This is a genomic window from Caulobacter vibrioides, from assembly GCF_002858865.1.
In the GTDB taxonomy this organism is placed as follows: Bacteria; Pseudomonadota; Alphaproteobacteria; order Caulobacterales; family Caulobacteraceae; genus Caulobacter; species Caulobacter vibrioides.
On the sequence record NZ_PJRR01000016.1, the window covers coordinates 111,587 to 137,592 of the forward strand.

General features: G+C 68.0%; 26 protein-coding genes, 1 pseudogene and 1 riboswitch. Of the genes and pseudogenes, 18 read left to right on the forward strand and 9 right to left on the reverse strand.

All coding sequences use genetic code 11. The features are described from left to right. Positions 1 to 25 precede the first annotated feature (25 nt). The 3 genes and pseudogenes from CVUC_RS20475 to CVUC_RS12515 all read left to right on the forward strand — a co-directional run bounded on the left by CVUC_RS20475 (position 26) and on the right by CVUC_RS12515 (position 1,932). Positions 26 to 248, forward strand: a pseudogene (locus tag CVUC_RS20475) (hypothetical protein). A 68-nt stretch (positions 249 to 316) separates the two neighbouring features. Next, the gene (locus CVUC_RS12510) at positions 317 to 1,282 is read left to right on the forward strand and encodes an NAD(P)H-dependent flavin oxidoreductase (protein WP_096034416.1); all 966 of its coding nucleotides are present in this window, start codon (positions 317 to 319) and stop codon (positions 1,280 to 1,282) included. Between the two features lie 110 nt (positions 1,283 to 1,392). Further along, positions 1,393 to 1,932: a hypothetical protein gene (locus CVUC_RS12515; RefSeq protein WP_096034415.1), complete on the forward strand. Its 540-nt coding sequence runs from the start codon at positions 1,393 to 1,395 to the stop codon at positions 1,930 to 1,932. On the opposite strand, the gene CVUC_RS12520 is transcribed toward CVUC_RS12515, so the two are convergent. After that, on the reverse strand, positions 1,929 to 2,156 hold the full coding sequence (locus CVUC_RS12520; RefSeq protein WP_164468289.1) for a hypothetical protein: 228 nt from the start codon (positions 2,154 to 2,156) through the stop codon (positions 1,929 to 1,931). The genes CVUC_RS12515 and CVUC_RS12520 overlap by 4 nt on opposite strands. A 162-nt stretch (positions 2,157 to 2,318) precedes the next feature. Here CVUC_RS12520 and CVUC_RS12525 point away from each other — a divergent pair, with 162 nt between their 5' ends. The 5 genes from CVUC_RS12525 (at position 2,319) to CVUC_RS12545 (ending at position 6,028) form a co-directional block, all read left to right on the forward strand. Further along, entirely contained in the window at positions 2,319 to 2,747 is a 429-nt protein-coding gene (locus CVUC_RS12525) for a TIGR02301 family protein (RefSeq protein ID WP_010921205.1), read from the forward strand. A 34-nt stretch (positions 2,748 to 2,781) separates the two neighbouring features. Further along, complete coding sequence (locus tag CVUC_RS12530; RefSeq protein WP_096034414.1) at positions 2,782 to 3,756, forward strand: SPFH domain-containing protein; 975 nt, start codon at positions 2,782 to 2,784, stop codon at positions 3,754 to 3,756. A gap of 1 nt (position 3,757) precedes the next feature. After that, complete coding sequence (locus CVUC_RS12535; RefSeq protein ID WP_010921203.1) at positions 3,758 to 4,222, forward strand: NfeD family protein; 465 nt, start codon at positions 3,758 to 3,760, stop codon at positions 4,220 to 4,222. A 103-nt stretch (positions 4,223 to 4,325) separates the two neighbouring features. Next, positions 4,326 to 5,270 (forward strand): ABC transporter ATP-binding protein, encoded by a 945-nt coding sequence (locus CVUC_RS12540; RefSeq protein ID WP_096034413.1) that lies wholly within the window; start codon positions 4,326 to 4,328, stop codon positions 5,268 to 5,270. Further along, positions 5,267 to 6,028, forward strand: a complete 762-nt coding sequence (locus CVUC_RS12545; protein ID WP_096034412.1) for an ABC transporter permease — start codon at positions 5,267 to 5,269, stop codon at positions 6,026 to 6,028. The genes CVUC_RS12540 and CVUC_RS12545 overlap by 4 nt, the downstream gene beginning before the upstream one ends. 150 nt (positions 6,029 to 6,178) lie before the next feature. Here the strand turns inward: CVUC_RS12545 and CVUC_RS12550 are convergent, their stop codons facing one another. Continuing rightward, entirely contained in the window at positions 6,179 to 6,631 is a 453-nt protein-coding gene (locus CVUC_RS12550) for a recombinase family protein (protein ID WP_096034828.1), read from the reverse strand. Between the two features lie 88 nt (positions 6,632 to 6,719). Continuing rightward, positions 6,720 to 7,574, reverse strand: coding sequence for an SDR family oxidoreductase (locus CVUC_RS12555; RefSeq protein WP_096034411.1), 855 nt, complete (start codon positions 7,572 to 7,574; stop codon positions 6,720 to 6,722). A 78-nt stretch (positions 7,575 to 7,652) separates the two neighbouring features. On the opposite strand from CVUC_RS12555, the gene CVUC_RS12565 reads away from it, so the two are divergent. Then, positions 7,653 to 8,099: a winged helix-turn-helix transcriptional regulator gene (locus CVUC_RS12565; protein WP_096034410.1), complete on the forward strand. Its 447-nt coding sequence runs from the start codon at positions 7,653 to 7,655 to the stop codon at positions 8,097 to 8,099. 108 nt (positions 8,100 to 8,207) lie between these two features. Here the strand turns inward: CVUC_RS12565 and ftrA are convergent, their stop codons facing one another. Next, the gene (gene ftrA / locus CVUC_RS12570) at positions 8,208 to 9,167 is read right to left on the reverse strand and encodes a transcriptional regulator FtrA (protein WP_096034409.1); all 960 of its coding nucleotides are present in this window, start codon (positions 9,165 to 9,167) and stop codon (positions 8,208 to 8,210) included. Between the two features lie 87 nt (positions 9,168 to 9,254). Here ftrA and CVUC_RS12575 point away from each other — a divergent pair, with 87 nt between their 5' ends. Further along, entirely contained in the window at positions 9,255 to 9,668 is a 414-nt protein-coding gene (locus CVUC_RS12575; RefSeq protein WP_096034408.1) for a rhodanese-like domain-containing protein, read from the forward strand. Here CVUC_RS12575 and rnhA read toward each other — a convergent pair. Together rnhA and thrB are read right to left on the reverse strand one after the other, a co-directional pair. Further along, positions 9,665 to 10,114, reverse strand: coding sequence for a ribonuclease HI (gene rnhA, locus CVUC_RS12580; RefSeq protein ID WP_010921194.1), 450 nt, complete (start codon positions 10,112 to 10,114; stop codon positions 9,665 to 9,667). The two genes, CVUC_RS12575 and rnhA, sit on opposite strands and share 4 nt — an antisense overlap. Then, positions 10,111 to 11,064, reverse strand: a complete 954-nt coding sequence (gene thrB, locus CVUC_RS12585) for a homoserine kinase (protein WP_096034407.1) — start codon at positions 11,062 to 11,064, stop codon at positions 10,111 to 10,113. Before thrB ends, rnhA begins: the two co-directional genes overlap by 4 nt. An 83-nt stretch (positions 11,065 to 11,147) precedes the next feature. Between thrB and CVUC_RS19895 the strand changes: the two genes are divergently transcribed. Next, positions 11,148 to 11,303: a hypothetical protein gene (locus tag CVUC_RS19895; protein WP_164512747.1), complete on the forward strand. Its 156-nt coding sequence runs from the start codon at positions 11,148 to 11,150 to the stop codon at positions 11,301 to 11,303. Positions 11,304 to 11,913: 610 nt separating this feature from the next. Here the strand turns inward: CVUC_RS19895 and ispH are convergent. Beyond that, positions 11,914 to 12,873, reverse strand: a complete 960-nt coding sequence (gene ispH, locus CVUC_RS12595; protein ID WP_096034406.1) for a 4-hydroxy-3-methylbut-2-enyl diphosphate reductase — start codon at positions 12,871 to 12,873, stop codon at positions 11,914 to 11,916. Between the two features lie 141 nt (positions 12,874 to 13,014). On the opposite strand from ispH, the gene CVUC_RS19900 reads away from it, so the two are divergent. Further along, the gene (locus CVUC_RS19900; protein WP_024265947.1) at positions 13,015 to 13,737 is read left to right on the forward strand and encodes a hypothetical protein; all 723 of its coding nucleotides are present in this window, start codon (positions 13,015 to 13,017) and stop codon (positions 13,735 to 13,737) included. Beyond that, a complete protein-coding gene (gene argS / locus CVUC_RS12605) occupies positions 13,734 to 15,536 on the forward strand; it encodes an arginine--tRNA ligase (protein ID WP_096034404.1) in 1,803 nt (600 codons plus the stop codon). The genes CVUC_RS19900 and argS overlap by 4 nt, the downstream gene beginning before the upstream one ends. Before the next feature lie 113 nt (positions 15,537 to 15,649). Here the strand turns inward: argS and CVUC_RS12610 are convergent, their stop codons facing one another. After that, the gene (locus CVUC_RS12610; RefSeq protein ID WP_010921187.1) at positions 15,650 to 17,443 is read right to left on the reverse strand and encodes a methyl-accepting chemotaxis protein; all 1,794 of its coding nucleotides are present in this window, start codon (positions 17,441 to 17,443) and stop codon (positions 15,650 to 15,652) included. A 202-nt stretch (positions 17,444 to 17,645) separates the two neighbouring features. Here CVUC_RS12610 and CVUC_RS12615 point away from each other — a divergent pair, with 202 nt between their 5' ends. Continuing rightward, the gene (locus CVUC_RS12615) at positions 17,646 to 20,150 is read left to right on the forward strand and encodes a zinc-dependent metalloprotease (RefSeq protein ID WP_096034403.1); all 2,505 of its coding nucleotides are present in this window, start codon (positions 17,646 to 17,648) and stop codon (positions 20,148 to 20,150) included. Here CVUC_RS12615 and CVUC_RS12620 read toward each other — a convergent pair. Then, positions 20,147 to 20,950 carry an ORF6N domain-containing protein gene (locus tag CVUC_RS12620; protein WP_096034402.1) on the reverse strand — a complete coding sequence of 268 codons (804 nt, stop codon included), beginning with the start codon at positions 20,948 to 20,950 and terminating at the stop codon, positions 20,147 to 20,149. The two genes, CVUC_RS12615 and CVUC_RS12620, sit on opposite strands and share 4 nt — an antisense overlap. Before the next feature lie 124 nt (positions 20,951 to 21,074). Next, a riboswitch (glycine riboswitch) is annotated at positions 21,075 to 21,165 on the forward strand. Positions 21,166 to 21,333: 168 nt separating this feature from the next. On the opposite strand from CVUC_RS12620, the gene gcvT reads away from it, so the two are divergent. The 4 genes from gcvT to gcvPB all read left to right on the forward strand — a co-directional run bounded on the left by gcvT (position 21,334) and on the right by gcvPB (position 25,887). Next, positions 21,334 to 22,461 carry a glycine cleavage system aminomethyltransferase GcvT gene (gene gcvT / locus CVUC_RS12625; protein WP_096034401.1) on the forward strand — a complete coding sequence of 376 codons (1,128 nt, stop codon included), beginning with the start codon at positions 21,334 to 21,336 and terminating at the stop codon, positions 22,459 to 22,461. Between the two features lie 18 nt (positions 22,462 to 22,479). Further along, positions 22,480 to 22,845, forward strand: coding sequence for a glycine cleavage system protein GcvH (gcvH, locus tag CVUC_RS12630; RefSeq protein ID WP_010921183.1), 366 nt, complete (start codon positions 22,480 to 22,482; stop codon positions 22,843 to 22,845). Positions 22,846 to 22,963: 118 nt separating this feature from the next. Next, positions 22,964 to 24,310: an aminomethyl-transferring glycine dehydrogenase subunit GcvPA gene (gene gcvPA, locus CVUC_RS12635; protein WP_096034400.1), complete on the forward strand. Its 1,347-nt coding sequence runs from the start codon at positions 22,964 to 22,966 to the stop codon at positions 24,308 to 24,310. After that, positions 24,307 to 25,887 carry an aminomethyl-transferring glycine dehydrogenase subunit GcvPB gene (gene gcvPB, locus CVUC_RS12640; RefSeq protein WP_096034399.1) on the forward strand — a complete coding sequence of 527 codons (1,581 nt, stop codon included), beginning with the start codon at positions 24,307 to 24,309 and terminating at the stop codon, positions 25,885 to 25,887. The genes gcvPA and gcvPB overlap by 4 nt, the downstream gene beginning before the upstream one ends. Positions 25,888 to 26,006 lie beyond the last annotated feature (119 nt).

A 26,006-nucleotide genomic window follows, 5' to 3' on the forward strand; every position in this document is an offset into this window, starting at 1 on the left:
TTAAAAACCTATTGAAAACAGGGGGTTGCGCGGGCGGCCCGGCGGTGTGAAGCTTCCTCCCACGGCAGCCTGGACGAGAAGATCCGGGCGCCGACGAGGAAACGAGAGAGATGACGCCCCAAGACGTTGTCAGCCTGGCTCCGCCGCGCGGCTTGCTGTTGATGCTGGCCCTGGCCTTCACCAGCATGATGGCCTGTTTCTGGACGCATGGGGCGGACCTGGAAGCCGAGCTCGTCCGGCGCGACTGACCTCGCGGCACGCTTGTGAGGCGGCGGCCACGCCCTGATCCTCGCCCGATAAACGGGGAGAAACGACCATGGGCCTGCGCACGCCGCTGTGTGATCTGCTGGATATCGAGCATCCGATCCTGCTGGCCGGCATGGGCGGGGTCTCCTACGCCCCGCTGGCCGCCGCCGTCTCCAACGCCGGCGGCTATGGCGTCCTGGGCATGGCCGGCACCAGCCCGGACTTCATCCGCGCCCAGATGCGCGAGGTCAAAAGCCTGACCGACAAGCCGTTCGGCGTGGACCTGTTGGCCGCCACGCCGGATGCGCTGACCGCGTCCGTCGAGGTCATCATCGAGGAGGGCGCCTCCTCGTTTGTCGCGGGCCTGGGCGTGCCCATGCCGATCATCGAACGGCTCAAGGCCGCCGGCCTGAAGGTCATGGTCGTCTGCGGAGCCGTGAAGCATGCGGTCAAGGCCGAGCAGGCCGGCTGCGACGCGGTGATCTGCCAGGGCGGCGAGGGCGGCGGGCACACGGGCCTTGTCGGCACCCTGCCGCTGGTGGCCCAGGCGGTCGAGGCGGTGAAGATCCCGGTGGTCGCCGCCGGCGGCCTGCATGACGGCCGCGGGCTGGCGGCGGCCCTGGCTCTGGGCGCGCAAGGCGTGTGGATGGGCACGCGGTTCATCGCCTCGCACGAGGCCCATGCGGGCGATCTCTACCGCCAGGCGGTGGTCGAGGCCGCCGACGAGGACACGGTGCGCACGCGCTGCTACTCGGGCAAGCCGATGCGGGTGAAGAAGAACCCCTATGTCGACGACTGGGAAGCGCGTCCGGGCGACATCCAGCCCTTCCCGCAGCAGGCCATGGTCTCGATTCGCAATGGCGCGATGGGCGGCATCGGCGGCCAGATCGAGGGGCTGGACGCGGCCAAGTCCTGCTTCGCCATGGGCCAGAGCGCCGGCGGCGTGCGCGAGATCCTGCCGGCCGGCGAGATCGTCAAGCGGCTGATGGCCGAGGCCGAGACGGCGCTGGCCAAGGCCTCGGCCTTCAGGACCTGAGGCGCGACCTTTCGCGCGAGGCGATTGCCGCACGCCACGCATGGCCGAGTTTCCCATGGACGGCGAGCCTCTTCCGACGCACGCTCAGGCTGATCGCGGGGGAGACAGCGATGATCGCGCGCAAGCACCTGAGGCGTCGGCTCAGCCAGTACGGGGCGCTGTGGCTGGGCGGGTTTGTCGGCACGTTGCTGGCCATGGCCGCTATGGTGTTCGGCGTCCAAACGCCGCTGGCGGCCGCCGCCGATCTGGTGCTGCCGATCGCCCTGGCTCTGCTGGGGCTGGCGGTGATCGCCGGGGTAGGGATCACGGTGGTCAAGGACGTCGGGCTGTCGACCAAGTCGCTGATCACGGCCCTGGCGCTCTTGCTGGTGCTGCCGCTGCTGTGGGCGCCGGTGCTGGCGGTGGTGGTCGCCGCAGCCATCGCCGGGGCGTCGGTGGAGTACTCTGCCGTCTATGCCGAGTTCCGGATCGCGGTCAGCAACCTGATCTACCCGCTGGTCGCCATGCTGGGCGAGGACCCGCTGATCAGCTTCGTCTGGCAGGCGTTTCAGGTCGTCGCCTCCGTCGTCGGGGCGATCGCGTCGACCTTGCAGGTCTGGCGGTTCGTCAAGCCGCTGCTCTACGGCCCTGACGAGGCCGAAACAGCCTAGCTGACAAGCGTCGGACCGGGGAACACCCAGTCGTCTTCCTGCTCATGCAGCATTACCGGCAGGCCAAGGCCTGCGGGAAACGCCGCCAGGCGACGCACGGCCGCCTGAGCCTGGCTTCGCGTTTCATAGGCGCCGAACCGAAGGTTGTCACCGACGATCGCCCAATGGTCGCCAACCCGCACCACGCCGTAATGCACCTCAGTCATGGTCAGACCTCCTTGCAGTATCCACAGGGAAAACCCGATCCGTGGCGATCGCAAGGCCTTTATTTTGCGAACTTTTTTCTGCACTGCGGCGAAACTTGTCCCCAAGCGCCACCGCGTCGGCTTTCGCCCGTTGGGAGGCGTGGTCGTGACAGCGGGCCGGGAGTTGGCGATAACCAGCCTATGTCGCGTCCGTTCCTCATTGGCGTCTGTCTGGCGAGCCTGATCGCCGCTCCGGTCCTGGCCCAGGAAAGGGCGCCGGAGGACCGCCAACGCTTGCTGGATATCGCCTATGCGTTGGGTGAGAGCCACGCCCTGCGGCAGACCTGCCAGGGCGAAGGCGACCAGTACTGGCGCTCGCGCATGGTGCGGCTGACCGAGGTGGAGCAGGCCGACCAGGCCTTCGACGCCCAGATGCGCGAACGGTTCAACACCGGCTTCGCCTCGCGCCGCAGCGAGTACCCGATCTGTGACGACGCCAGCCGTAAGGCCGAGCAGGCGGTGGCGCGCAAGGGCCAGGCCCTGGCCCTGAAGCTGTCCCAGACCATGCGCGAGGTCCGCGGCGTCGCGCCGGCGCCGGATTCCGTGGCGGTGGACGCAGGAGCGCGCTAACCTCCATCCAACTTCAAGTTGGGGAGCGACCGTCTTGAGCGGCATTGTCGTCCTGGTTTTCCTGGCCTTCGCCTTCGTGCTGCTGTTCAGCGCGATCAAGATCGTGCCGCAGGGGCGCGAGTTCACGGTCGAGCGCTTTGGCCGCTACACCCGCACGCTGAAGCCGGGCATCACGATCCTGACGCCGTTCCTCGAGACGGTGGGCCGCCGGGTCAACATGATGGAGCAGGTCCTGGACGTGCCCCAGCAGGAGGTCATCACCAAGGACAACGTCTCGGTGAAGGTCGACGCCATCGTCTTCATCCAGGTGATGGACGCTGCGGCCGCCGCCTATCGGGTCGACAACCTAATGTACGCCATCACCCAGCTGGCCCAGACCAATCTGCGCACCGTGGTCGGGGCCATGGAGCTGGACGAGGTGCTGAGCCAGCGGGACGCGATCAATAGCCGCCTGCTGTCGACCATCGACCACGCCACCGGGCCCTGGGGCGTCAAGGTCGCGCGGATCGAGATCAAGGACCTGACCCCGCCGGCCGACATCACCAACGCCATGGCCCGCCAGATGAAGGCCGAGCGCGAGCGCCGCGCGGTGATCACCGAGGCCGAGGGCGAGAAGCAGGCCCAGATCGCCCGCGCCGAGGGCCAGAAGCAGTCGGCGATCCTGCAGGCCGAAGGCCGCCGCGAGGCCGCGTTCCGCGACGCTGAGGCCCGCGAGCGCGAAGCCGAGGCCGAAGCCAAGGCGACCGCCTTCGTCTCCGAGGCCATCGCCAAGGGCGACGTCAACGCGATCAACTATTTCGTAGCCCAGAAATATGTCGAGGCCTTCGCCGAACTGGCCCGCAGCCCGCAGCAGAAGACTGTGATCGTCCCCGCCGACTTCGCCGGCCTGACCGGCACGGTCGCGGGCGTGGGCGAGCTGATCAAGTCGCTGGGCGCGGACGCGCCGCGTCCGGTTCCGCCGTCGCGGGGGACGACCAGCGCCCCCGCCGGCGGCAAGCGCGGAGAGTGACGTGATGGACGCGATCGCCGGCTTCCACGCCCTTCATCCGTTCTGGCTGTGGCTGGCCGTGGCGGCCGCCTTCCTGGCCGTCGAGGTCGCCACCGGCACGGGCTGGCTTCTGTGGCCGGCCGCCAGCGCCTTTGTCGTCGGGGTCATCGCGCAACTGCTGCCGACCAGTTTCGTGATCGAGCTTGGGCTGTTCGCGGCGCTGGCGATCGCCTCGACCTATCTGGCCAAGCGCTTTCTGCGACCGGTGCTGGAGGCGTCCGGGCCGGATCTGAACGATCCGATGCAGCGGCTGATCGGTCAGCGGGGCCAGGTGCTGTCGACCTTCGAGCAGGGGCGCGGCCGCGTCTTCATCGACGGCAAGGACTGGGCGGCCGAGACCGACGAGCCGATCCCGGCGATCAGCCAGGAAGTCGTGGTGGTCGGCGTGGACGGCGCGATCCTGAAGGTGCGCAAGATCCCGACCTGAGCGAGCTGCTGACAGAACGCGTCGCGCGGCCCTGTTATCGCGCCGCCTCGACACCATCTAGCGCTGACCAGCCACCAGTAGGGTCCCACGGCGCTGCATCGCTGTGGTGAGGGGAGACGGCGTGACGTCCATCATTTCGGTACAGGGTCTGACCAAGACCTATGCGTCGGGCCATCAGGCCCTCAAGCGGATCGACCTCGACATCCGGCAGGGCGAGATCTTCGCGCTCCTAGGGCCGAACGGGGCGGGCAAGACCACCCTGATCAGCATCATCTGCGGCATCGTCAATCCGAGCCAGGGCGTGATCCTGGCCGACGGCCATGACGTGGTCCGCGACTATCGCGCCGCCCGCACCAAGATCGGCCTGGTGCCGCAGGAGCTGCATACCGACGCCTTCGAGACGGTGTGGGCCACGGTCAGCTTCTCGCGCGGCCTGTTCGGCAAGCCGCGCAACGACGCCCTGATCGAGCAGATCCTTCGCGACCTGTCGCTCTGGGACAAGAAGGACAGCAAGATCATGGCGCTGTCGGGCGGCATGAAGCGCCGGGTGATGATCGCCAAGGCGCTGAGCCACGAGCCGACCATCCTGTTCCTGGACGAGCCCACCGCCGGTGTCGACGTCGAGCTGCGCCGCGACATGTGGGAGATGGTCCGCAAGCTGCGCGAAAGCGGCGTCACCATCATCCTGACCACCCACTATATCGAGGAGGCCGAGGAGATGGCCGACCGGATCGGGGTGATCAACAAGGGCGAGATCATCCTCGTCGAGGACAAGACCGTCCTGATGCGCAAGCTCGGCAAGAAGCAGCTGACCGTGCATCTGAAGGCGCCGCTGGCGGACCTGCCCGCCGCTCTGGCCGACGCCTCGCTCAGCCTGGCCAATGACGGCGCAGACCTCGTCTACACCTTCGACGCCCAGGCCGACGACACCGGCATCGCCGATCTGCTGAAGCGCCTCTCCGAGCAGGGGATCGACTTCAAGGACCTGAAGACCGACCAGAGCTCGCTGGAAGACATCTTCGTCAGCCTGGTGAGGGCCCCGCAATGAACCTCTATGCGATCAAGGCCATCTACAAGTTCGAGATGGCGCGGTGGTTCCGCACCCTGGCCCAGAGCGTCATCTCGCCGGTGCTGTCGACCAGCCTCTATTTCGTGGTGTTCGGCTCGGCGATCGGCTCGCGCATGCAGGCCATCGACGGGATCAGCTACGGCGCCTTCATCGTGCCGGGCCTGATCATGCTGTCGCTGCTCAGCGAGAGCATCTCCAACGCCTCGTTCGGCATCTACATGCCCAAATGGGCCGGCACGATCTATGAGCTCCTGTCCGCGCCCGTGGCTTGGTACGAGACGGTCATCGGCTATGTGGGCGCGGCGGCGACCAAGTCGATCTGCCTGGGTCTGCTGATCCTGGCCACGGCGCGGATCTTCGTGCCGTTCGAGATCGCCCACCCGTTCGTGATGCTGCTGTTCCTGGTGCTGACCTCGGTCACCTTCAGCCTGTTCGGGTTCATCATCGGGGTCTGGGCCGACGACTTCCAGAAGCTGCAGATCGTGCCGCTCTTGATCGTCACGCCGCTGACCTTCCTGGGCGGCAGCTTCTATTCGATCAAGATGCTGCCGGAGATCTGGCAGAAGATCACCCTGTTCAACCCGGTCGTCTATCTGATCAGCGGCTTCCGCTGGGCTTTCTACGGCCAGTCAGACGTTGGGGTGGGCGTCAGCCTGGCCATGACGGCGGTGTTCCTGGCGGTGTGCCTGACTGCGGTCTGGTGGATCTTCCGGACGGGGTACCGGTTGAAGGTCTAGGGGGCTGTCCCAGAGCCCGGCAATCCCCGTGTCATCCCGGACGGCCCGCAGGGGCGATCCGGGACCCAGGGGCGGCGCGCACGGCGTTTCGTCACCCCCTGGGTCCCGGCGCTCCGCTTCGCTGCGGCCGGGATGACACGAAAACGAGGGCTATTCGGATTTGTCCTCGGCCGCCTTCAGGCCCTTCAACCCGCCCGCCTTGGCGCCCTTGGCGACCAGGGCGGTCTCGGCGCGGCGGACCATGGCGCGCTCGCCGTTGAAGGCGGCCAGGGCCTGGCAGGCCTCGAAGAACCCAGAGTTCTGACGGGTGTCGATCTCGGGCTGCTGGATCACGAGATGCAGGTCGCGCGCGCGCAGCTTCAGCACGATGTCCATCACCGCGACCAGATCGCCGCCCAGGGCGTGCAGGCTTGGTGCGGCTAGCATGCCGCCAGGCTCCAGGGCTTCAAGGGCGCGCTCGAGGCCCGGCCGCACGACGCCCGAGGCCAGGCAGCGGTCACTGAACACCTGCTCGCAGCCCAGCAGCAGCAGGCGCTCTTCCTGGGCGGGGCTGAAGAATACCCCCGGCGCGGGCGGCACGCGATAGTAGCCGACGACTTTCATCATCCGCCCATCGCAAACCCGCCGCCCTCTGGCGAGGGGAAAACCGCGACCGCCCACAGACTTCGCGGGCGGTCGCGGTCAGGCGGGGCTAGAGCGACTCCAGGACGCCCGCGACGAACGCCGTCCAGGGCGTGGTCGGACGACCGATCAGGCGCGAGAGCTGGCGACCGTCGTCGAACAGCCCGCCCTGTGCGGCGCCGACGTCCGATTGGGCGAGCATGGCGGCCGCGGGCGGCGGCAGGCCGATGCTCTCCAGGACCTTGGCGTAGGCGGCTTCCGGCAGGTTGTTGTAGGGCAGCGTACGGCCGGTCTGGCGCGAGGCCTCGGCGGCGAGATCGGCCATGGTGAAGGCCTCGTCGCCGGCCAGCTCGTAGGTCTTGCCCGTATGGCCTTCGCTGGTCAGCACCACGGCTGCGGCGTCGGCGTAGTCGGCCCGCGTGGCGGCCGAGATGCGGCCTTCGCCCGCACTGCCGACGAAGGCGCCAGCGTGAAGCGCGCCGGCGATCGCGCCGGCATAGTTCTCCAGGTACCAGCTGTTGCGCAGCAGGGTGTAGGCGAGGCCGGACTCGCGGATCATCGCCTCGGTCGCGTGGTGCTCGGCGCCCAGGCCGATCGGCGTGGTGTCGGCGTGCAGAAGGCTGGTGTAGGCGATCCGCTTCACGCCGGCGGCCTTGGCGGCCTCGATCACGTTGCGGTGTTGGGGAATGCGCTGGCCGATCGCGTCGCTGGAAATCAGCAGCAGCACATCGACGCCCGCCAGCGCCGCCGTCAGCGTCTCGGGCTTGTCGTAATCGGCGGCGCGGGCCGGAACGCCCAGGTCGGCCGCCTTGGCCGGGTCGCGGACCAGGGCGACGAGGGTCTCGGCCGACGCGCGGGCTTTCAGCTTCTCGATGACCAGGCGACCCAGTTGGCCGGTGGCGCCGGTGATGGCGATGATCGTCATGTTCCTGTTCCTTTTCAGCGGACGATCGTCATCTAGGCCTATTGCTTACTTTTCGTAAGTACGTACATTGAGGTAAGTATGAAAAAGCCAGATCCCCCCAGACCGGCTCCGCGCCGGCCGCTCTCCGAGATCGTCGTCAATGGCGACTTGCAGGGAAACCTGATGGCGGCGGCCTGCCCCTCGCGCGAGGTGCTCAATCACGTGACCAGCCGCTGGGGCGTACTGGTGCTGATGGCGCTGGAGACCCGCACCCTGCGGTTCAGTCAGCTCAAGCGCCAGATCGGCGGGGTCAGCGAGCGGATGCTGGCCCAGACGCTCAAGGCTCTGGAGGGCGACGGTTTCGTACTTCGCCAGGCGTTCGAGGTCGTGCCGCCGCATGTCGAGTACAGCCTCACGCCCCTGGGGCTGGAGGTGGCCGAGCGGGTGCGGGGTCTGGCCGACTGGATCGAGGTGAACCTGCCGCGCATCCTGGAGAACTGGGAGCCTGAAGCAGTGGCGTCCTACGCGCCGGAGACGGTCGCTTAGAGCCTTGCGCGTCAAAACGGAATCGTTTTGACGCGATAACAAGGCTCTAAATCAAACACTTAGAGCGTGACTAGCGCCGAAACCGGTTCCCACTTTCGGCGTCACGCTCTAGGTCCGGGCGAACCGCGCGCGATAAGCGCCCGGCGTGGTCGAGAACTGGCGGCGGAAGTGGTGGCGCAGGGCGGGCGCGCCCAGGCCCACGGCCCTGGCCACCTGATCGATGCTCGTCGAGGCGGTCTCCAGCAGGTCGCGCGCGTGGTTCAGGCGCTCGGCCAGCAGCCACCGGGCCGGCGTCGCGCCCGTAACCGCCTCGAAGCGCCGCAGGAAGGTCCGTTCGCTCATGCCGGCCAGGGCCGCCAGCGTCTTGATGGTGTGCTCGCCCGCCAGATCCGCGCGCATCTGGTCGAGAATGGGGCCCAGCCGCGACGCCTCGTGCGCGACGGGCACAGGACGCTGAACGAACTGGGCCTGCCCGCCGTCGCGATGCGGCGGCACGACCAGGCGGCGCGCGACGGTGTTGGCGGCCTCGGGTCCGAAGTCACGGCGGATCAGGTGCAGGCCAAGGTCGATGCCTGCGGCGCTGCCGGCCGAGGTCAGCACGTCGCCCTCGTCGACATAGAGCACGTCCGGCTGGACCTGGATGGCCGGATGACGCGCTCTGAGGGCGTCGGCATAGCGCCAGTGGGTCGTGGCGCGGCGACCATCCAACAGCCCCGTCGCGGCCAGAACGAAGACGCCTGAACAGATCGACATCAGCCGCGCGCCCCCGGCGTGCGCCGCGCGGAGAGCCTCGATCAGGGGCTGGGGAACCGGAGCGTCCAGGCCGCGCCAGCCCGGCGCCACGATGATGCTGGCCCCCGCCAGCAGCTCCAGGCCGCCGTCGCCGACGACGTGAACGCCGCCAAGGCCCCTGAGGTCTCCGGGCTCCACGGCGGCGGTCGCGAACCGGTACCATCCCTCACCCATCTCGGGCCGGGGCAGCGCGAACAGTTCGACGGCGACCCCGTACTCGAAGGTGCACAGGCCGTCATAGGCGAGGGCGACGACCAGCGGCGAGGCGTTTGGCATGATCTTTACGTTCAATGTCGATCTGGCCAGCTAACGCCAGGAGCGGCGGCGCGGCAAGGTCTGGGCGTCAAATCGTTGGAGGCCCGCATGAGCTTTGTTTCCGCCATCCCCGCCGCCGCGCCCGAGGTCGCCGCCGCCCACTTCGCCGCCCGCCTGTCGCTGGAGACCGACTGCGCCGATGTCGCCGCCGCCATGAAGGCCGGCGAGGTCGACTTCGTGTTGCTGCACGTGGTGGGCGCGCCGCAAGCCTACGCCCGTCGGCACGTGCCCGGCGCGATCCACCTGCGCCACGCCGAGATCAGCGCCGAGCGCATGGCGGCCTGGCCCGCCGACACCCTGTTCGTCGTCTATTGCGCCGGCCCGCACTGCAACGGCGCCGACCAGGCGGCCCTGAAGCTGGCGCGCCTGGGACGGCCGGTGAAGCTGATGATCGGCGGCATCACCGGCTGGGCCGACGAGGGCCTGCCGTTCGCCGAAGGGGCTGAGCCGGGGAGCCTCTAGATCACCCGCGGATTGGCCTGACGCAGGCCTTCATTGGCCAGGGCGTCGGCCCGTTCGTTCAGGGGATGGCCGGCGTGGCCCTTGACCCAGCGCCAGTCGACGTCGTGGCGGGCGCGGGCCGCATCGAGCCGCTTCCAGAGGTCGTCGTTCTTCACGGGGCTCTTGTCGGCGGTCTTCCAGCCGCGCGCCTTCCAGCCGCGGATCCACTCCTGAATGCCCTTCATCACGTACTGGCTGTCGGTATGCAGCTCGACCACGCAGGGACGGTTCAGGAGCTCCAGCGCCTGGATGGCGGCCATCAACTCCATGCGGTTGTTGGTCGTCCCCGGCTCGCCGCCGCAGATTTCCTTCTTCTTGTCGCCATAGAACAGGATGGCGCCCCAGCCGCCGGGGCCCGGGTTCCCCTTGCAGGCGCCGTCGGTATAGATCGTGACCTTCGGCGTCATGCGAACAGCACGAGACCCTCGCGGTGGACGGCCAGCTTGCGCTCGTATTCCAGCGGGTCCTTGGGCCTGACCAGGGCGCCGGCCGGGGTCGAACCCCAGTCGGCCAGGCGGGTCAGGAAGAACCGCATCGCCGCGCCGCGCGCCAGGATCGGCAGGGCTTCCTTCTCGATCGGGCTCAGCGGCCGGCGGCGCTCATAGCCGTTCAGCAGCGCCATGGCGGCGGTGATGTTGAAGCTGCCGTCGGCCTCGAAGCACCAGGCGTTCAGGGTCACAGCCACGTCGTAGGCGTAGGCGTCGTCGCAGGCGAAATAGAAGTCGATCGCCGCAGCGAACTTGCCGTTCGCCTGGAAGAAGACGTTGTCCGGGAAATAGTCGGCATGGATCGTCCCGCTCGGCAGATTCCGCGGCCACATCAGCGCCAGCTGCGCCAGGTCCTGGTCGATGGTCGCCGAGAGGCCGGGCTTGAGATCCTCGGCGGCCTTGCGGTGCTTGGAAAACAGCGGCGACCAGGCGGCTTGGCCAAGATCGTTGGCGCGCCGGCCGGGATAGCCTTCGCCGGCCAGATGCAGCCACGCCAGGCCCTCGCCGGCCTCGCGGCAATGCGCGGCGGTGGGTTTGCGCACCGACAGGCCGGGCAGGAACTCGACGATGGCGGCGGGCTTGCCGCGGAGGCTCGACAGTGTGGCGCCCGTGCGCGTCGGGATCGGCCGCGCGCTGGGATAGCCCTTGTCGGCCAGCCAGGTCAGCATGTTGAGGAAGTACGGGAGGTCTTCCGCCTTCACCCGCCGCTCGTAGACGGTGAGGATGTAGCGACCCTTCTCCGTCTCCAGCAGGAAGTTGGAGTTCTCCACGCCCTCGGCGATGCCCTTGAACGCCAGCGGCGCGCCGAGGTCATAGCCTTCGAGGAAGGCTTCGAGTTCCTGGTCGGTGATGTCGGTATAGACGGCCATGACGCCGGGATGCGGGAGCGGGCGCTGGCGGTCAAGGGGGTGATCTGGCCGGTATGCTATGATGGTGTCTAAGGAGGCCTGATATGGACGAGTCAGAACGCCAGCCGTCGTCCGCGCCGCAGCGCCCGGACTGCAATGTCGATGCCGACCGACGCGACGCTGAGCTGGATCGGCAGGTCAAGCTAGGCCTTGAAATTCTTGAGCGCTATCGAGAGACCTTCAAGGCCCTGGCAGAGTGAACTTCTCGCCGCAGGCGGGAGCCATCCTTACATCTCACGGCGAGACGATCGCAGGGCTGATCAGGTCACTCAAGGACGACGCTGCGCGTCGCCGCGGCGCGGTCGCCGGAGGCGATCCTTGACTGACCTGATCAGCCCCGCACGCTGCAGCCTCCAAGAGACTTAAGGATCGCACCGACCTGGAGGTCGGTTTGCGACGTTGTGCGGATCCTAGCGGGGAGAAGCCCAGCGGAGCGGCACTTCGATTTTCTCGCCCTTGTAGCGTTTCGTAGCTCGAAACTTGGGCGCAGCGCAGAGCGCCCATTCCTCTAATCGAGGCTCTCTACTTCTCTGGGCCTGACAGTCGGCTAGGTATCCGTCAGCACGCACTCCGCAGATCAACAGTACTTCGCCCGGCGGGATGTCAGTACTATGAGGCATGCAGCGTGCGATGTCATTTGCGGTAGGCTTCGAGGCCCATGCGCCTGGAGGTAGCCGATGGGGTGCGCCGGAAGACGAGGCAAGCGCGAACAGCAGGGCGATGCTCAGCATGTTCTCTCTCGACCTTCCATCAACTGAGCCTACGTTCGCAACCCAGCCTGTCTACCGCACGGCTGTGAACTCACCCCCCTTAAGCCGTCAGCAACCTCGGCAGCTTGAACGTGATCGTCTCGCGCGCCTCGACCAGTTCCTCGACGGTCGTATCGAACCGCGCCGAGATCGCGTCGATAACGCCCTGCACCAGATCCTCCGGGGCCGAGGCGCCGGCGGTGAGGCCCACGCGCGAGATCCCGTCGAACCAGGCCCAGTCGATCCCCGAGGCGTCGTCGATCAGATGCGCATCGCGGGCGCCGGCTTTCAGGCCGACCTCCTTCAGGCGCACCGAGTTCGACGAGTTCCTCGAACCGACCACCAGGATCAGCTCGGACTGCTCGGCCAGGTGCTTGACCGCGTCCTGGCGGTTTGTGGTGGCGTAGCAGATGTCTTCCTTGTGCGGCGCGGCGATGCCGGGGAAGCGCTCGCGCAGCAACGCGACCATGTCGGCGGTGTCGTCGACCGACAGGGTGGTCTGGGTCAGGAAGGCGACATTGGCCGGATCCTTGGGGGTCCAGGTCGCCGCGTCGTTGATGTCCTCGATCAGGGTCACTGCGCCCTCGGGCAGCTGGCCCATGGTGCCGATCACCTCGGGGTGGCCGGCATGGCCGATCAGGACGATCTCGCGGCCGGCGTCATAGTGCTTCTGGGCCTCGACATGGACCTTGGACACGAGCGGGCAGGTGGCGTCCAGATAGATCATCTGGCGGGCCTTGGCCTCGGCCGGCACCGACTTGGGCACGCCGTGGGCCGAGAACACGACGGGGCGATCGTCGGGCGCTTCTTCCAGCTCCTCGATGAACACCGCGCCCAGGGCTTTCAGGCGGTCGACCACGTGGCGGTTGTGGACGATCTCGTGGCGCACATAGACCGGCGCGCCGAACTTCTCGACGGCGCGTTCGACGATCTGGATGGCCCGGTCGACACCGGCGCAGAAGCCGCGCGGGCTGGCCAGAACGAGGGAGATCGGACGACGGATCGGGGTCTGGGCGTTCATGGCGGGGAACCTAGCGTCTCGCAGGTCCGTTCGCCAGGAGTCTGCGTCGTTGCGACGTCACGCATATGCCTTTATCAGGCTGCATGACGCTGGCGGGGCGCTGTGGCCCCGCTTGGCTCTTGTGTCCGGAACCGACGTTTCATGCGCCGCACTTTCACGCTCGCTCTCAGCGCCCTGATGGCCGTCTCGATCGCCGCGACCACGGCGACGGCCGTCCACGCCCAATCGCGCGGCGACCAGGGCGGCGGCGAAGACGACGCGGCCAAGAAGCGCAAGCGTGACGAAGAGTGGAACCAGCCCAAGGCCCCGCTGCCGCAGCTGCGCAACGCGGGTCCCTGCCCCTATGTGAAGGTGCTCTACGACGCCAGCCGCTATGTCCAGTTCAAGGACGGCAAGGAATCGGCCGCCCAGGCCGGCTTCACCGGCGAGATCCAGAGCCTGACCTCGGGCTGCGCCTACAAGGGCGACGAGCCGATCAAGATCCGCATCGAGGCGCTGTTCCAGCTGGGCCGTGGCCCGCAGGCCGAGGGCGACAAGCACGTCTATCGCTACTGGGTGGCGGTGACCGAGCGCAATCAGGCGGTCATCGCCAAGGAATACTTCGATCTCCCCGTCAGCTTCGCCGCCGGCGAGGATCGCGTCTATGCGCGCGAGACGATCGAGCAGATCACCATCCCCCGCGCTGACGCCAAGGTCAGCGGCGGGAATTTCGAGGTCCTGCTGGGCTTTGACGTGACGCCGGAAATGGCCGCCTTCAACCGCGACGGCAAGCGCTTCCGGGTCAATGCCGGCCAGACGGCGCCCGCCCAGCAAGGCCAGGCCCAACCAGGCCAAACCCAACCAGGGACGACCACCAAGCAATGAATGATTTGAAGCGGTCCTTGAGCGAGGCGGCCGCGGCCGCTTTCCAGGCCGCCGGACTGCCTCCCGAATTCGGACGCGTCACGGCCTCCGATCGACCAGACCTGGCCGATTTCCAGTGCAACGGCGCCCTTGCGGCGGCCAAGAGCGCCAAGCGCAATCCGCGCGAGATCGCCGTTCAGGTCGTCGACATCCTGAAGGGCGACCCGCGCCTGGCCTCGGTGGAGATCGCCGGCGTCGGCTTCATCAACATGCGCGTCAGCGACGAGGCCCTCTCGGCCCGCGCCCGCGAGATCGCGGCTGACGAGCGCACCGGCGCCCAGCTGCTGGAAACGCCGCGCCGCGTGCTGATCGACTATGCGGGCCCCAACGTCGCCAAGCCGATGCACGTGGGGCACCTGCGCGCCTCGATCATCGGCGAGTCGGTCAAGCGCCTGTACCGCTTCCGCGGCGATGACGTGGTGGGCGACGCCCACTTCGGCGACTGGGGCTTCCAGATGGGCCTCTTGATCAGCGCCATCATGGACGAGGACCCGTTCATCAACGCCTTGATGGAAAAGCTACCGGAGGCCCCGCGCGGCTTCTCGTCGGCTGACGAGGCCAAGGTGATGGCCGAGTTCGAAAAGCGCATCACCCTGGCCGACCTCGACCGCATCTATCCGGCCGCCTCAGTGCGCCAGAAGGAAGATCCGGCGTTCAAGGAGCGCGCCCGCAAGGCCACCGCCGAACTGCAGAACGGCCGCTTCGGCTATCGCCTGCTGTGGCGCCACTTCGTCAATGTCAGCCGCGTCGCGCTGGAGCGTGAGTTCCATGCGCTGGGCGTCGATTTCGACCTCTGGAAGGGCGAAAGCGACGTCAACGACCTGATCGAGCCGATGGTGCTGCAGCTGGAGGCCAAGGGCCTGCTGGTCCAGGACCAGGGCGCACGCATCGTCCGCGTGGCCCGCGAAGGCGACAAGCGCGACGTGCCCCCGCTCCTGGTGGTGTCGTCGGAAGGCTCGGCCATGTACGGCACGACCGACCTGGCCACGATCCTGGACCGTCGCAAGTCGTTCGACCCGCACCTGATCCTCTACTGCGTCGACCAGCGCCAGGCCGACCACTTCGAGACGGTGTTCCGCGCCGCCTACCTGGCGGGCTACGCCGAAGAGGGCGCGCTGGAGCACATCGGTTTCGGCACCATGAACGGCGCCGACGGCAAGCCGTTCAAGACCCGCGCCGGCGGGGTCCTGAAGCTGCACGACCTGATCGAGATGGCGCGCGAGAAGGCGCGTGAGCGCCTGCGCGAAGCGGGCCTCGGCGCGGAGCTGACCGAAGAGCAGTTCGAGGATACGGCCCACAAGGTGGGCGTCGCGGCGCTGAAGTTCGCCGATCTGCAGAACTTCCGCGGCACCTCATACGTCTTCGATCTCGACCGCTTCACCAGCTTCGAGGGCAAGACCGGTCCGTACCTGCTGTACCAGTCGGTGCGCATCAAGAGCGTGCTGCGCCGCGCCGCCGAGAGCGGCGCTGTGGCTGGCCGTGTCGAAATTCATGAACCGGCCGAGCGCGATCTGGCCATGCTGCTGGACGCCTTCGAGGGCGCGCTGCAGGAGGCCTATGACAAGAAGGCCCCCAACTTCGTGGCCGAGCACGCCTACAAGCTGGCGCAGTCGTTCTCGAAGTTCTACGCGGCCTGCCCGATCATGAGCGCTGACACCGAGACGCTGCGCGCCTCGCGCCTGACCCTGGCCGAGACGACCCTGCGCCAGCTGGAGCTGGCGTTGGATCTGCTGGGCATCGAAGCGCCAGAGCGGATGTAAGGCTTGGAGCCTGTCGTGTTTGGATGAAGCCATCCAAACACGACAGGCTTTAAAATCAGATATTTAGATCTCTTTCCAACGCTTTGGATGCTCCCATCCAAAGCTAGAGGGCTCTACGCCGCCAGGGTGGCCGCGCCGCCCTCGGTCTTGAACCGATCCATCAGCTGCGCCAGTTGCCGGGCCTCGTTGGTCAGGCTGTGGCTGGCGGCGGTGGTCTCCTCGACCATGGCGGCGTTCTGCTGGGTGACCTGATCCATTTGGCCGACGGCGCTGTTGACCTCGCCCAGGCCCGTGGCCTGATCGTGGGCGGCCTGGGCGATGCCCTCGACGAGCGTCTGGATCTTACCGAACTGGGCGACGACGCCGGTGAGCTCGTTCCCGACCCGGCCGACCAGCTCGACGCCGTTTTCGACGCTGCGGCCGGCTTCCTCGACCAGGGTCTTGATCTCCTTGGCCGCGTCGGCCGAGCGCTGGGCCAGGGCCCGCACCTCCATGGCCACGACGGCGAAGCCGCGACCGGCCTCACCCGCACGGGCGGCCTCGACCCCGGCGTTCAGAGCCAGCAGGTTGGTCTGGAAGGCGATTTCGTCGACCACGGTAATGATCTGGCCGATCTTGCGCGACGAGGTGTCGATCCGCTCCATGGCCACCCCGGCCTCGCTGGCCACGGCGCTGGACGCGCCGATCAGGTCGCGACTGACCGCCACCTCGTTGTAGGCGGTCCGGGCGTTGATGGCGGTGGTCTTGATCGTCGCTGTCACCTCGTCGAGCGCCGCGGCGGTCTGTTCCAGTCCGGCGGCCTGCTGCTCGGTGCGCCGCGCGAGGTCGTCGGCCGCCACCGTGATCTGCCGCGCCCCGCCGCCGACGGCGCTGGCGCTGGAGACGACCTGGTGGATGGTTTCCCGCAGGGTGACGATCGAGTCGTTGAAATTGCGACGCAGGCGTTCGAACTCCTCGGGGAACGCCGCGTCGATCCGCTGCGAAAGGTCGCCCTGAGCTAGGCGGCGCAGACCTTCGTCGAGGGCGTCCACCACGAACGAGCGCCGGCCCCGGGCTTCGGCCTCGGCCGCCACAAAAGCCTCTTCGCGCGCCGCCGCCTCGCGGTCCTTCTCCAGCTGGACGGCCTGGCGACGTTCGATCGCGGCGGCGCGGAACACCGAGACGGCGGCGGCCATCTCGCCGACCTCGTCCTTGCGCTCGCGCATGGGCGGCTCCTGGGAATAGTCCCCTTCGGCCAGCCGGCCCATATAGGCGGTCATTCCCGCGAGGGGCTGAATGATGCGTTTGCGAAGCGCCCCGACCCCCAGAAGGATCATCCCGAGCATCGCGACCGCCACCACGCCCAGGCCGGCGAACACGGTGAGGGAGGCGTCCTGCGATTCCCTGGCGGCGGCGGCCACCATGGCGCGCGCCTTGATCGTCAGTTCGTCAACGCCCACGCGGTGACGGCGATAGTGGCCATCCAGCTTGGCCGCCGCCATGTTCACAGCGATCACGTCGCCCGACCGCAGGGCCGGAGCATAGGACTGGTCCACCTCACGCCAGAAGGCGCGACCACTGACGTCCAGGCGATCGAGCGCAACCTTGGCGTCCTCGGGAATGTCGGATTTTCGCCAGTAAGCTACGCGGGCCTCATAGTCGGCGCGCAGCGCGGCCAGTTTGACCAGGGTGGCTTCGGCGGCGCTGGGGTCCTGGCTGCCCTGCTCGACCACCAGCATGCTCTCGACCAGATAGGCCGGCGGCGGCAGGATGTCGGCGACGAGATCGAAGGCGGCGGCTTGACGGTTGGCGATCGGTCCGCCGACCCGCAGATGCAAAAGGCCGAACGTCGCTGCGGCGATGGCAAGGATTGTGCCGACCATCAACGCGACGGTCAGCAGTTTCAGGAAGGCGTTGAGGCGCAGCATCTGAACCCGGGGCTTGGGGTTGAATGATCAAGCTTGAACTGCGCTGCAACGATGCTCGGCCGATGGTAAACGCGGCCGTAACCATACCCGCGACAGATTGTCTCGCCACGCGAGCACCCGGAAAGCGAGTGCGCGGTCTTATGGATTGATTTCCGCGTGGCCGACGAGACAGTCTGCGCCGACATGACGGTGCGAGGGGGCCATGGGGAAGACGTTCATCAAGTCGCTGACGGCGGGCGCATGCGCCCTGGCCCTGGCCGGTTCGGCGGTCGCAGCCGACAAGTCGCCGGCCAAGCCCGTGGACAAGTTCGCAGAGGCCATCGCCGGGCTCGAGCGCAAGGATGGCTTGGTTCCGGTCTTCGTCGACAAGAAGGACGGCAAGGTCCTGCTGCTTCTGCCCAAGCCGGGCGCAGACGGGATCGCGGGGCGGTATCTCTACCAGACCTATCTGCGCGCTGGCCTCGGCTCGAATCCGACGGGTCTTGATCGCTCGGCGCCCGGCGACACTCAGATCATCGCCTTCCGCAAGGTGGGCGGGAAGGTCGTGGCCCAGTTCGAGAACTGGGGCTTCTCGGCCGCGCGCGGCTCGGCCGACGAACAGAAGGCGGTGGCCGAATCGTTCCCGGTCTCCACCGTCTGGTCGAACGTGATCGAGGCCGAGCGGGCGGACGGGGGACTGCTGGTCGATGTGACCTCGTTCCTGACCCGCGACGCGCAAGGCATCGCCAAGACCCTGAAGCGCAGCAGGCAGGGCGATTTCAGGCTGCATGACGGCCTGTCCTACGCCGACACCGGGGCCGTGAACGCCTTCCCCAAGAACATCGAGCTCGAGGCGGTGCAGACCTTCGTCGGCGATGAGCCGGGGTCGGAGGTGCGTGGCATCGTGCCGGATCCGCGCAACGTCACCCTGGTGCTGCACCACTCGCTGGTCGCTCTGCCCGAGCCCGGCTATCAGCCGCGCCAGAACGATCCGCGCGTCGGCGTGATCGATCACACCGTGGCCGACTATTCCGCGCCGCTGAACGAGCCGATCGTCCACCGCCTCGTCCACCGCTTCCGGTTGGAGAAGACCGATCCGACCGCCGCCCGCTCGCCGGTCAAGACGCCCATCGTGTTCTATATCGACCGCGCCGCCCCTGAGCCCGTGCGCTCGGCCCTGATGGACGGCGCGCGCTGGTGGGCGGAGGCCTTCGACGCGGCCGGCTTCATCGACGCCTTCAAGGTCGAGGTGCTGCCCGAGGGAGTCAGTCCGCTCGACGCGCGCTACAGCGTCGTCAACTGGGTGCACCGCCAGACGCGCGGCTGGTCCTACGGTCACGCGGTGGTCGATCCGCGCACCGGCGAGATCGTCAAGGGCGACGTGCTGCTGGGCTCGCAGCGCATTCGCCAGGATCGCCTGATCTTCGAGGGCCTGGCCGGCTCTGACGCCACCGGCAAGGGCGGACCCAACGATCCGATCGAAATCTCTCTGGCCCGCCTGCGCCAGCTGGCCACCCACGAGATCGGCCACTCGATCGGCCTGCAGCACAATTTCGCCGCCAGCGCCTATGGCGGCCGCGCCTCGGTGATGGACTACCCGGCGCCCAAGATCGCGCTGAAGGACGGCAAGCTCGACTTCACCGACGCCTATGGCCGGGGCGTCGGCGACTGGGACAAGTTCGCCATCGACTGGCTGTACGGTCCCGCGCCCGCCGGCGCCGACGAGAAGACCTGGCTCAAGGCCAAGGCCGACAGGAGCCAGGCGGCCGGTCTGCGCTATGTCTCGGACGAGGATGGCCGCAGCGCCGACACGGCCCACCCGCTGGGCGCGGTCTGGGACAACGGAAGCGATCCGGTCGCCGAGCTGGATCACCTGATGGCCGTTCGCAAGGTCGCGCTGGACCGCTTCGGGCTCGGCAACCTGCCCAAGGGCGCTTCGGTCGCCGACCTGCGGCGGGTGATCGTGCCGATCTACATCTTCCACCGCTACCAGATCGACGCCACCGCCAAGCTGGTCGGCGGGATCGACTTCACCTACGCCGCCGAGGGCGACGGCCATGAGGCCAGCAAGGTGGTTCCGGTCGCGCGTCAGGCCGCGGCTGTCGACGCTCTGCTGCGGACCCTGTCGCCCGCCGCGCTGGACCTCAGCGACAAGACGCTGGACGTGCTGAGCGCGGGCCAGTCGCAGGGCAATGACAAGGCCTATGACATCGAGACCTTCGGCCAGGGCCCGGTCTTCGACCTGCCCGCCGCGTCCGAGGTGGCGGCGGATCTGGTCTGGAGCGCCCTGTTCGCGCCGGCGCGCCTAAACCGCCTGGTCGAGGCCAAGCGTCGCGATCCCGGCCAACTCGGCCTCGACGGCGTGCTCGACAAGGCCCTTGCCGCCGTCGCCTTCGACGGCAAGGCCTCCGGGCGTCAGGCCGAGCTGGCCCGGCGCGTTCGCCAGCGTCTGGTCGTCAGCCTGGCCCAGACCCTGAACGACAAGACCCTGGCGCCGACCGCAGCCGCCGTGATCCGCGCCCGCCTCGTCGACTGGGGCAAGGGTCTGGCCAAGGCTGGTGGCGACAGCGCCGACCGCGCCCAGGCGCGGCTTCTGGCGGGGATTGTCGCCGACGAGACCGGCGCACGCCTCGCAGCCCTCGTCGAAGGCGGCAAGGCCAAGGTCGACATCCCGCCCGGCCCGCCGATCGGCGAGACGGACTGGTTCGGGGACATCCTGGCGAACTAGCTTCGTTCCAGGTCCTTCAAGACGGCCAGCAGATCCTCGACGCCGCCGCGGTCGAGGGCCTGCTGGGCGACCAGCACCAGTCGCAGCTGCTTGGCCAGCAGGGCCAACTGCCGATGCTGGGTCTCGGTCACGCGCAGCGCGGTCTCGGCCTCAAGCGCCTCGGCCTCGGCCAGCAGCTTGCGAACCTCGGCCAGGGTCTTCTCGTTCTGCACGCCGGCTGTGCGGAGATGTTCCTTGAGGCTTGCAAGACCCTCTGCGGCCAGGACGCGGGCCTCGTCGCGCACAGTGGTTTGGGCGACGGGGTCTGCGATGGCGTCCAGCACCCGGCCCAAAGCGTCGTTCAGCTTGCCGCTGAGGGTGAGGCGGGTTTGCGCCTCCAGCGAGGGCAGCCGCCGCGCGTCCATCAGGCCGGGCAGGTTGCTGCCGTCCGGCGCCTTCCGTCGCGCCTCGACGAAAACGCTGATGATAAAGCGCGTGGCTGTGATGGCCTGCTCGGATTTCACGACCGTCGCGGCCATGACGACGCCGTGTTCGGTGAAGGCAAAGGGCAGGTGGCGCCGGCCGCCATGCCCGTCACTTGAAATCACATTTTGTGATGTCAAGTTCGCGCGCTCCTCGTCGGAAAGCCTGAAGGCGAACCCCTCGAACTTCCGCGCATTCCGCTGAACCTGCTGGTTCAAGCTTCTGGTTTCCACCTGGAAAAGTCGGGCCAGATCGGCGTCCAGGACCACCCATTGGCGGCGAACTTCGAATACCGCAGGCGGCGCCAGCGCGTGGATCGGGTCGATAAGGTTCGTCATGGGCGCCCTTTGAGGTCACAGAATGCGACCTCAAAGCTTGAACATGTTCCCGTATTGTTCGCAATCATCGGGCGAGCCTTGACGTCCGCCGTTGACTCCGCCCGCCCTGTCCCCCAAAGAGCCCTCGACCCTCGCGGGAGACATCGGGATTCGCTCCCGAGGCCGAAGGCGCAACCGCCCCGGAAACGCTCAGGCAAAAGGACCGCGCGGGTTTAGGAACGCTGGAAAGCAGTCTCTCCACCGGAGGGGCTCGCCGAAGGAGCAAGGCCAAACCCGTCCGGCAGAGGGGCGAGGCCGGAATCTCTCAGGCCCAAGGGACAGCGGGGGCGACTTACCGGCGTAAGGCCGGTCCCGTCGCCGTCCCCGCTTGGAGCCCGCCCCGCTTGTCCAGCCAAGACTCGTCCGATCAAGATCTGAAGAAGACTCCGCTTTACGACGCCCACGTGGCGGCCGGCGCCCGCATGGTTCCGTTCGCGGGCTATGCGATGCCCGTGCAGTACAAGGACGGGGTGCTCAAGGAGCACCTGTGGACCCGCGAGCACGCCGGTCTGTTCGACGTCTCGCACATGGGCCAGGCCCGCATCCGGGGCGAGAACCCCGCCAAGAGCTTCGAGAAGGTGGTCTCGGCCGACTATCAGGGCCTGAAGGCCGGCAAGCAGCGCTATGGCGTGCTGCTGAACGCCGACGGCGGCATCGTCGATGACCTGATGACCGCGCGCCCGGACGAGGATGGTCTGTTCGTGGTGGTCAACGGCGCCTGCAAGGACAACGACTACGCCATCATCGCCCGTGAGCTGGCCGGCGAAGCCACCGTGACCCGCCTGGAAGACCGCGCGCTGCTGGCGCTGCAGGGCCCCGAGGCCGCCGCCGTGCTGGCCGCCCATGTCCCGGAAGCCGCGCAGATGGTGTTCATGGACGCCAAGGCCCTGAGCGCCTTCGGCGTCGATGCGATCATCTCGCGCTCGGGCTATACCGGCGAGGACGGCTACGAGATTTCGGTGCCCGCCGACGCCGCCGAGCGGGTGTGGAACACCCTGCTGGCCGATGAGCGGGTCAAGCCGATTGGCCTGGGCGCCCGCGACAGCCTGCGCCTGGAGGCTGGCTTGCCCCTCTACGGACACGACCTGGACGAGACCGTCTCGCCGATCGAGGCGGGTCTGAACTTCGCCGTCGGCAAGTCGCGCCGCGAGGCCGGCGACTATCTGGGCGCGGCCCGCATCGCCAAGGAGCTGGCCGGCGAGCTGTCGCGCGTCCGGGTGAATCTGAAGGTGCTGGAAGGCGCGCCGGCCCGCGAAGGCGCCGAGATCGCCGACGAAGCGGGCAATGTCATCGGTAAGGTGACCAGCGGCGGCTTCGCGCCCAGCCTCGGCTTCCCGATCGCCATCGGTTTCGCCCCGCCCGCCTATGCGGCGGTGGGGACCAAGCTCAAGGTCATCGTCCGGGGCAAGCCGGCCGCCGCCGAGGTGGTGGCCAGCCCGTTCGTTCCGAACCGTTACGTCCGCAAAATCTAACTCAGGGGACTCACCAAGATGCGTTTCACCAAGGATCACGAGTGGGTCATCGTCGAGGGCGATGTGGCCACGGTCGGCATCACCGCCTACGCCGCCGAGCAGCTGGGCGACGTCGTGTTCGTCGAGACCCCGGAAGCGGGCAAGGTCGTCAAGCAGGGCGAAGGCCTGGCCGTCGTCGAGAGCGTCAAGGCCGCCTCGGACGTCTACGCCCCGGTGTCGGGCGAGGTGATCGAGGGCAACGGCGAGCTGGCCGGCGCCCCGGAGACCGTCAACGCCCTGCCGGAAAGCGGCGGCTGGTTCGCCAAGATCAAGCTCGCCAACCCGGCCGAGCTCGACGCCCTGATGGACCGCGACGCCTACGAAGCCTTCCTGGGCACTCTGTAGAAATCTGTCATCCCGGACGACCGCAGGTCGATCCGGGACCGCCGGAAGCGCCGTGCTTTCGTAAGGTCCCGGCTCTCCGCTTCGCTCCGGCCGGGATGACAAGCTAGGCACGAAAAACATGCGCTACCTCCCCCTGACTCCCGAAGACCGCCTCGAGATGCTCGGCGCGATCGGCGTCAAGTCGATCGACGATCTCTTTGTCGACGTGCCGGTCTCGGCCCGTCGCGATGCGCCGGTCGACCTGCCGCACCATGCCGGCGAACTGGACGTCGAACGCGAGATGGCGGGCCTGGCCCGTCGCAATCGCGCGGCGGGGGAGGGGCCGTTCTTCTGCGGCGCCGGCGCCTATCGCCACCATGTGCCGGCCACGGTTGACCACATCATCCAGCGGTCGGAGTTCCTGACCAGCTACACGCCCTACCAGCCGGAAATCGCCCAGGGCACCTTGCAGGTCCTGTTCGAGTTCCAGACCCAGGTCGCGGCCCTGACCGGCATGGAAGTGGCCAACGCCTCGCTCTATGACGGCTCGACCGGCGCGGCCGAGGCCGTGATGATGGCCCAGCGCGTCACCCGCCGGAACAAGGCGGTGATGTCGGGCGGCGTGCACCCGCACTATGTCGGCGCCATCGAGACCCTGGCCCACGCCGCCGGCGTCGCGACCCAGGCCCTGCCGGCCGCCGTCGACGCCGAGGATGCGGTGATCGCCGCCATCGACCAGGATACCGCCTGCGTCGTCGTCCAGACCCCGAACGTGTTCGGCACGGTCACCGACGTGAGCAAGATCGCCGAGGCGGCCCACGCCGCCGGCGCGCTGCTGATCGTGGTCACCACCGAAGCCGTCTCGTTCGGCCTGCTGAAGTCGCCCGGCGAGATGGGCGCCGACATCGCCGTGGCCGAGGGCCAGTCGATCGGCAACGGCCTGAACTTCGGCGGCCCCTATGTCGGCCTCTTCGCCTGCAAGGAAAAGTTCGTCCGCCAGATGCCGGGCCGCCTGTGCGGCGAGACGGTCGACGCCGACGGCAAGCGCGGCTTCGTGCTGACGCTCTCGACCCGCGAGCAGCACATCCGCCGCGACAAGGCCACCAGCAACATCTGCACCAACAGCGGCCTGTGCGCCCTGGCCTTCTCGATCCACATGAGCCTGCTGGGCGAGACCGGCCTGCGCCAGCTGGCGGCGGTCAACCACCAGAAGGCCCTGGCCCTGCGTGACGCGCTGAAGGCCGTGCCGGGCGTCGAGATCCTCACGCCCCGCTTCTTCAACGAGTTCGCCATCAAGGTTCCAGGCAAGGCCGCCGAGGTCGTCGAGGTCCTGGCCGCCCACGGCGTCATCGCCGGCGTGCCGTTCTCGCGTCTCGACGCCAAGGCCGGCCTCGACGACGTGCTGCTGGTCGCCGCCACTGAGACCACGCTCGATATCGACATCCCTGTTTTCGCCAAGGCCCTGACCAAGGTGTTCGCCCAATGAGCATGAACAATGTCGGCCGCCCCACGCGTCCCGAAGCCGCAAACGACGCCGCCAACGGTCACGAGACCCTGACCGGCGCTCGCGGTCTGCTGCAGGACGAGGCCCTGATCTTCGAACTGGACGGCTGGAACAAGACCGGCGTCGACCTGCCGCCCGTCACCGCCGCGCCGTCCAGCGACCTCAATGGCCTGCTGCGCGACGCGCCGATCGGCCTGCCGGGCCTGTCGGAGCCGGAGACCGTCCGCCACTACGTGCGCCTTTCCCAAAAGAACCACGCCATCGACCTGGCGCTTTATCCGCTGGGCTCGTGCACGATGAAGCACAACCCGCGCCTGAACGAGAAGATGGCGCGCCTGCCGGGCTTCTCGGACATCCACCCGCTGCAGCCGCAGTCGACGGTGCAGGGCGCGCTTGAGCTGATGGACCGCCTGGCCCACTGGCTGAAGACCCTGACGGGCATGCCCGCCGTCGCCCTGACGCCCAAGGCCGGCGCCCATGGCGAGCTCTGCGGCCTCCTGGCCATCCGCGCCGCCCACGAGGCGGCCGGCAACGGCCACCGCAAGACGGTCCTGGCGCCCACCAGCGCCCACGGCACCAACCCCGCCACGGCGGCCTTCGTCGGCTACACCGTCGTCGAGATCGCCCAGACGGAAGACGGCCGCGTTGACCTGGCGGACCTGGAGTCCAAGCTCGGCGACCACGTGGCCGCCATCATGGTCACCAACCCCAACACCTGCGGCCTGTTCGAGCGCGACGTCGTCGAGATCGCCCGTCTGACCCACGCGGCCGGGGCCTATTTCTACTGCGACGGCGCCAACTTCAACGCCATTGTCGGCCGGGTGCGTCCGGGCGATCTGGGCGTCGACGCCATGCACATCAACCTGCACAAGACCTTCTCGACGCCGCACGGCGGCGGTGGTCCGGGCGCGGGTCCGGTAGTGCTGTCGGAGGCCCTGGCGCCGTTCGCGCCGACGCCTTGGCTGACCCACGGCGACAACGGTTTTGAGCTGGCCGAGCACGCCGGCGACGACGACGCCAAGACCGCCTTTGGCCGCATGAGCGCCTTCCACGGGCAGATGGGCATGTATGTCCGCGCCTACGCCTACATGCTGAGCCACGGGGCCGACGGCCTGCGTCAGGTGGCCGAGGATGCCGTCCTCAACGCCAACTACATCAAGGCCCAGCTGAAGGACGTGATGAGCCCGGCCTTCCCCGAAGGGCCGTGCATGCACGAGGCGCTGTTCGACGACAGCTGGCTGGAAGGCACCGGCGTGACCACGCTCGACTTCGCCAAGGCGATGATCGACGAGGGCTTCCACCCGATGACCATGTACTTCCCGCTGGTCGTCCACGGCGCGATGCTGATCGAGCCGACCGAAACCGAGAGCAAGCACGAGCTGGATCGCTTCATCACCGCCCTGCGCGCCCTGGCGGGCGCCGCCAAGGCTGGGGACACCGAGCGGTTCAAGGGCGCGCCCTTCCACGCGCCGCTCCGGCGCCTGGACGAGACCCAGGCCGCCCGCAAGCCCCGGTTGAGGTGGAAACCTGTTGCTGCGGCGCCACTAGCGGCTGAATAGCATTTTCCATACCCCCCTTGCGACGAGAGGGCGCCTTTACGGCGCCTTCTTCCCTCCACATATCGGGGAGGCGCGTCGGGGCTGACTGGTTTTCCCAGGGAGCAGGCGAGGCGCGAGCC

Bases quoted from the DNA above. Each gene is read 5' to 3' on its own strand.
- gcvPA (WP_096034400.1), top strand. From the start codon at position 22,964: ATGCGCTACCTCCCCCTGACTCCCGAAGACCGCCTCGAGATGCTCGGC.
- CVUC_RS12545 (WP_096034412.1), top strand. From the start codon at position 5,267: ATGAACCTCTATGCGATCAAGGCCATCTACAAGTTCGAGATGGCGCGG.
- CVUC_RS12565 (WP_096034410.1), top strand. From the start codon at position 7,653: ATGAAAAAGCCAGATCCCCCCAGACCGGCTCCGCGCCGGCCGCTCTCC.
- argS (WP_096034404.1), top strand. From the start codon at position 13,734: ATGAATGATTTGAAGCGGTCCTTGAGCGAGGCGGCCGCGGCCGCTTTC.
- gcvPB (WP_096034399.1), top strand. From the start codon at position 24,307: ATGAGCATGAACAATGTCGGCCGCCCCACGCGTCCCGAAGCCGCAAAC.
- CVUC_RS12610 (WP_010921187.1), bottom strand. From the start codon at position 17,443: ATGCTGCGCCTCAACGCCTTCCTGAAACTGCTGACCGTCGCGTTGATG.
- CVUC_RS12555 (WP_096034411.1), bottom strand. From the start codon at position 7,574: ATGACGATCATCGCCATCACCGGCGCCACCGGCCAACTGGGTCGCCTG.
- rnhA (WP_010921194.1), bottom strand. From the start codon at position 10,114: ATGACGCCGAAGGTCACGATCTATACCGACGGCGCCTGCAAGGGGAAC.
- ftrA (WP_096034409.1), bottom strand. From the start codon at position 9,167: ATGCCAAACGCCTCGCCGCTGGTCGTCGCCCTCGCCTATGACGGCCTG.
- CVUC_RS12550 (WP_096034828.1), bottom strand. From the start codon at position 6,631: ATGAAAGTCGTCGGCTACTATCGCGTGCCGCCCGCGCCGGGGGTATTC.
- gcvH (WP_010921183.1), top strand. From the start codon at position 22,480: ATGCGTTTCACCAAGGATCACGAGTGGGTCATCGTCGAGGGCGATGTG.
- CVUC_RS12620 (WP_096034402.1), bottom strand. From the start codon at position 20,950: ATGACGAACCTTATCGACCCGATCCACGCGCTGGCGCCGCCTGCGGTA.
- CVUC_RS12525 (WP_010921205.1), top strand. From the start codon at position 2,319: ATGTCGCGTCCGTTCCTCATTGGCGTCTGTCTGGCGAGCCTGATCGCC.
- CVUC_RS12515 (WP_096034415.1), top strand. From the start codon at position 1,393: ATGATCGCGCGCAAGCACCTGAGGCGTCGGCTCAGCCAGTACGGGGCG.
- CVUC_RS19895 (WP_164512747.1), top strand. From the start codon at position 11,148: ATGGACGAGTCAGAACGCCAGCCGTCGTCCGCGCCGCAGCGCCCGGAC.
- CVUC_RS19900 (WP_024265947.1), top strand. From the start codon at position 13,015: ATGCGCCGCACTTTCACGCTCGCTCTCAGCGCCCTGATGGCCGTCTCG.
- CVUC_RS12575 (WP_096034408.1), top strand. From the start codon at position 9,255: ATGAGCTTTGTTTCCGCCATCCCCGCCGCCGCGCCCGAGGTCGCCGCC.
- thrB (WP_096034407.1), bottom strand. From the start codon at position 11,064: ATGGCCGTCTATACCGACATCACCGACCAGGAACTCGAAGCCTTCCTC.
- CVUC_RS12615 (WP_096034403.1), top strand. From the start codon at position 17,646: ATGGGGAAGACGTTCATCAAGTCGCTGACGGCGGGCGCATGCGCCCTG.
- ispH (WP_096034406.1), bottom strand. From the start codon at position 12,873: ATGAACGCCCAGACCCCGATCCGTCGTCCGATCTCCCTCGTTCTGGCC.
- CVUC_RS12510 (WP_096034416.1), top strand. From the start codon at position 317: ATGGGCCTGCGCACGCCGCTGTGTGATCTGCTGGATATCGAGCATCCG.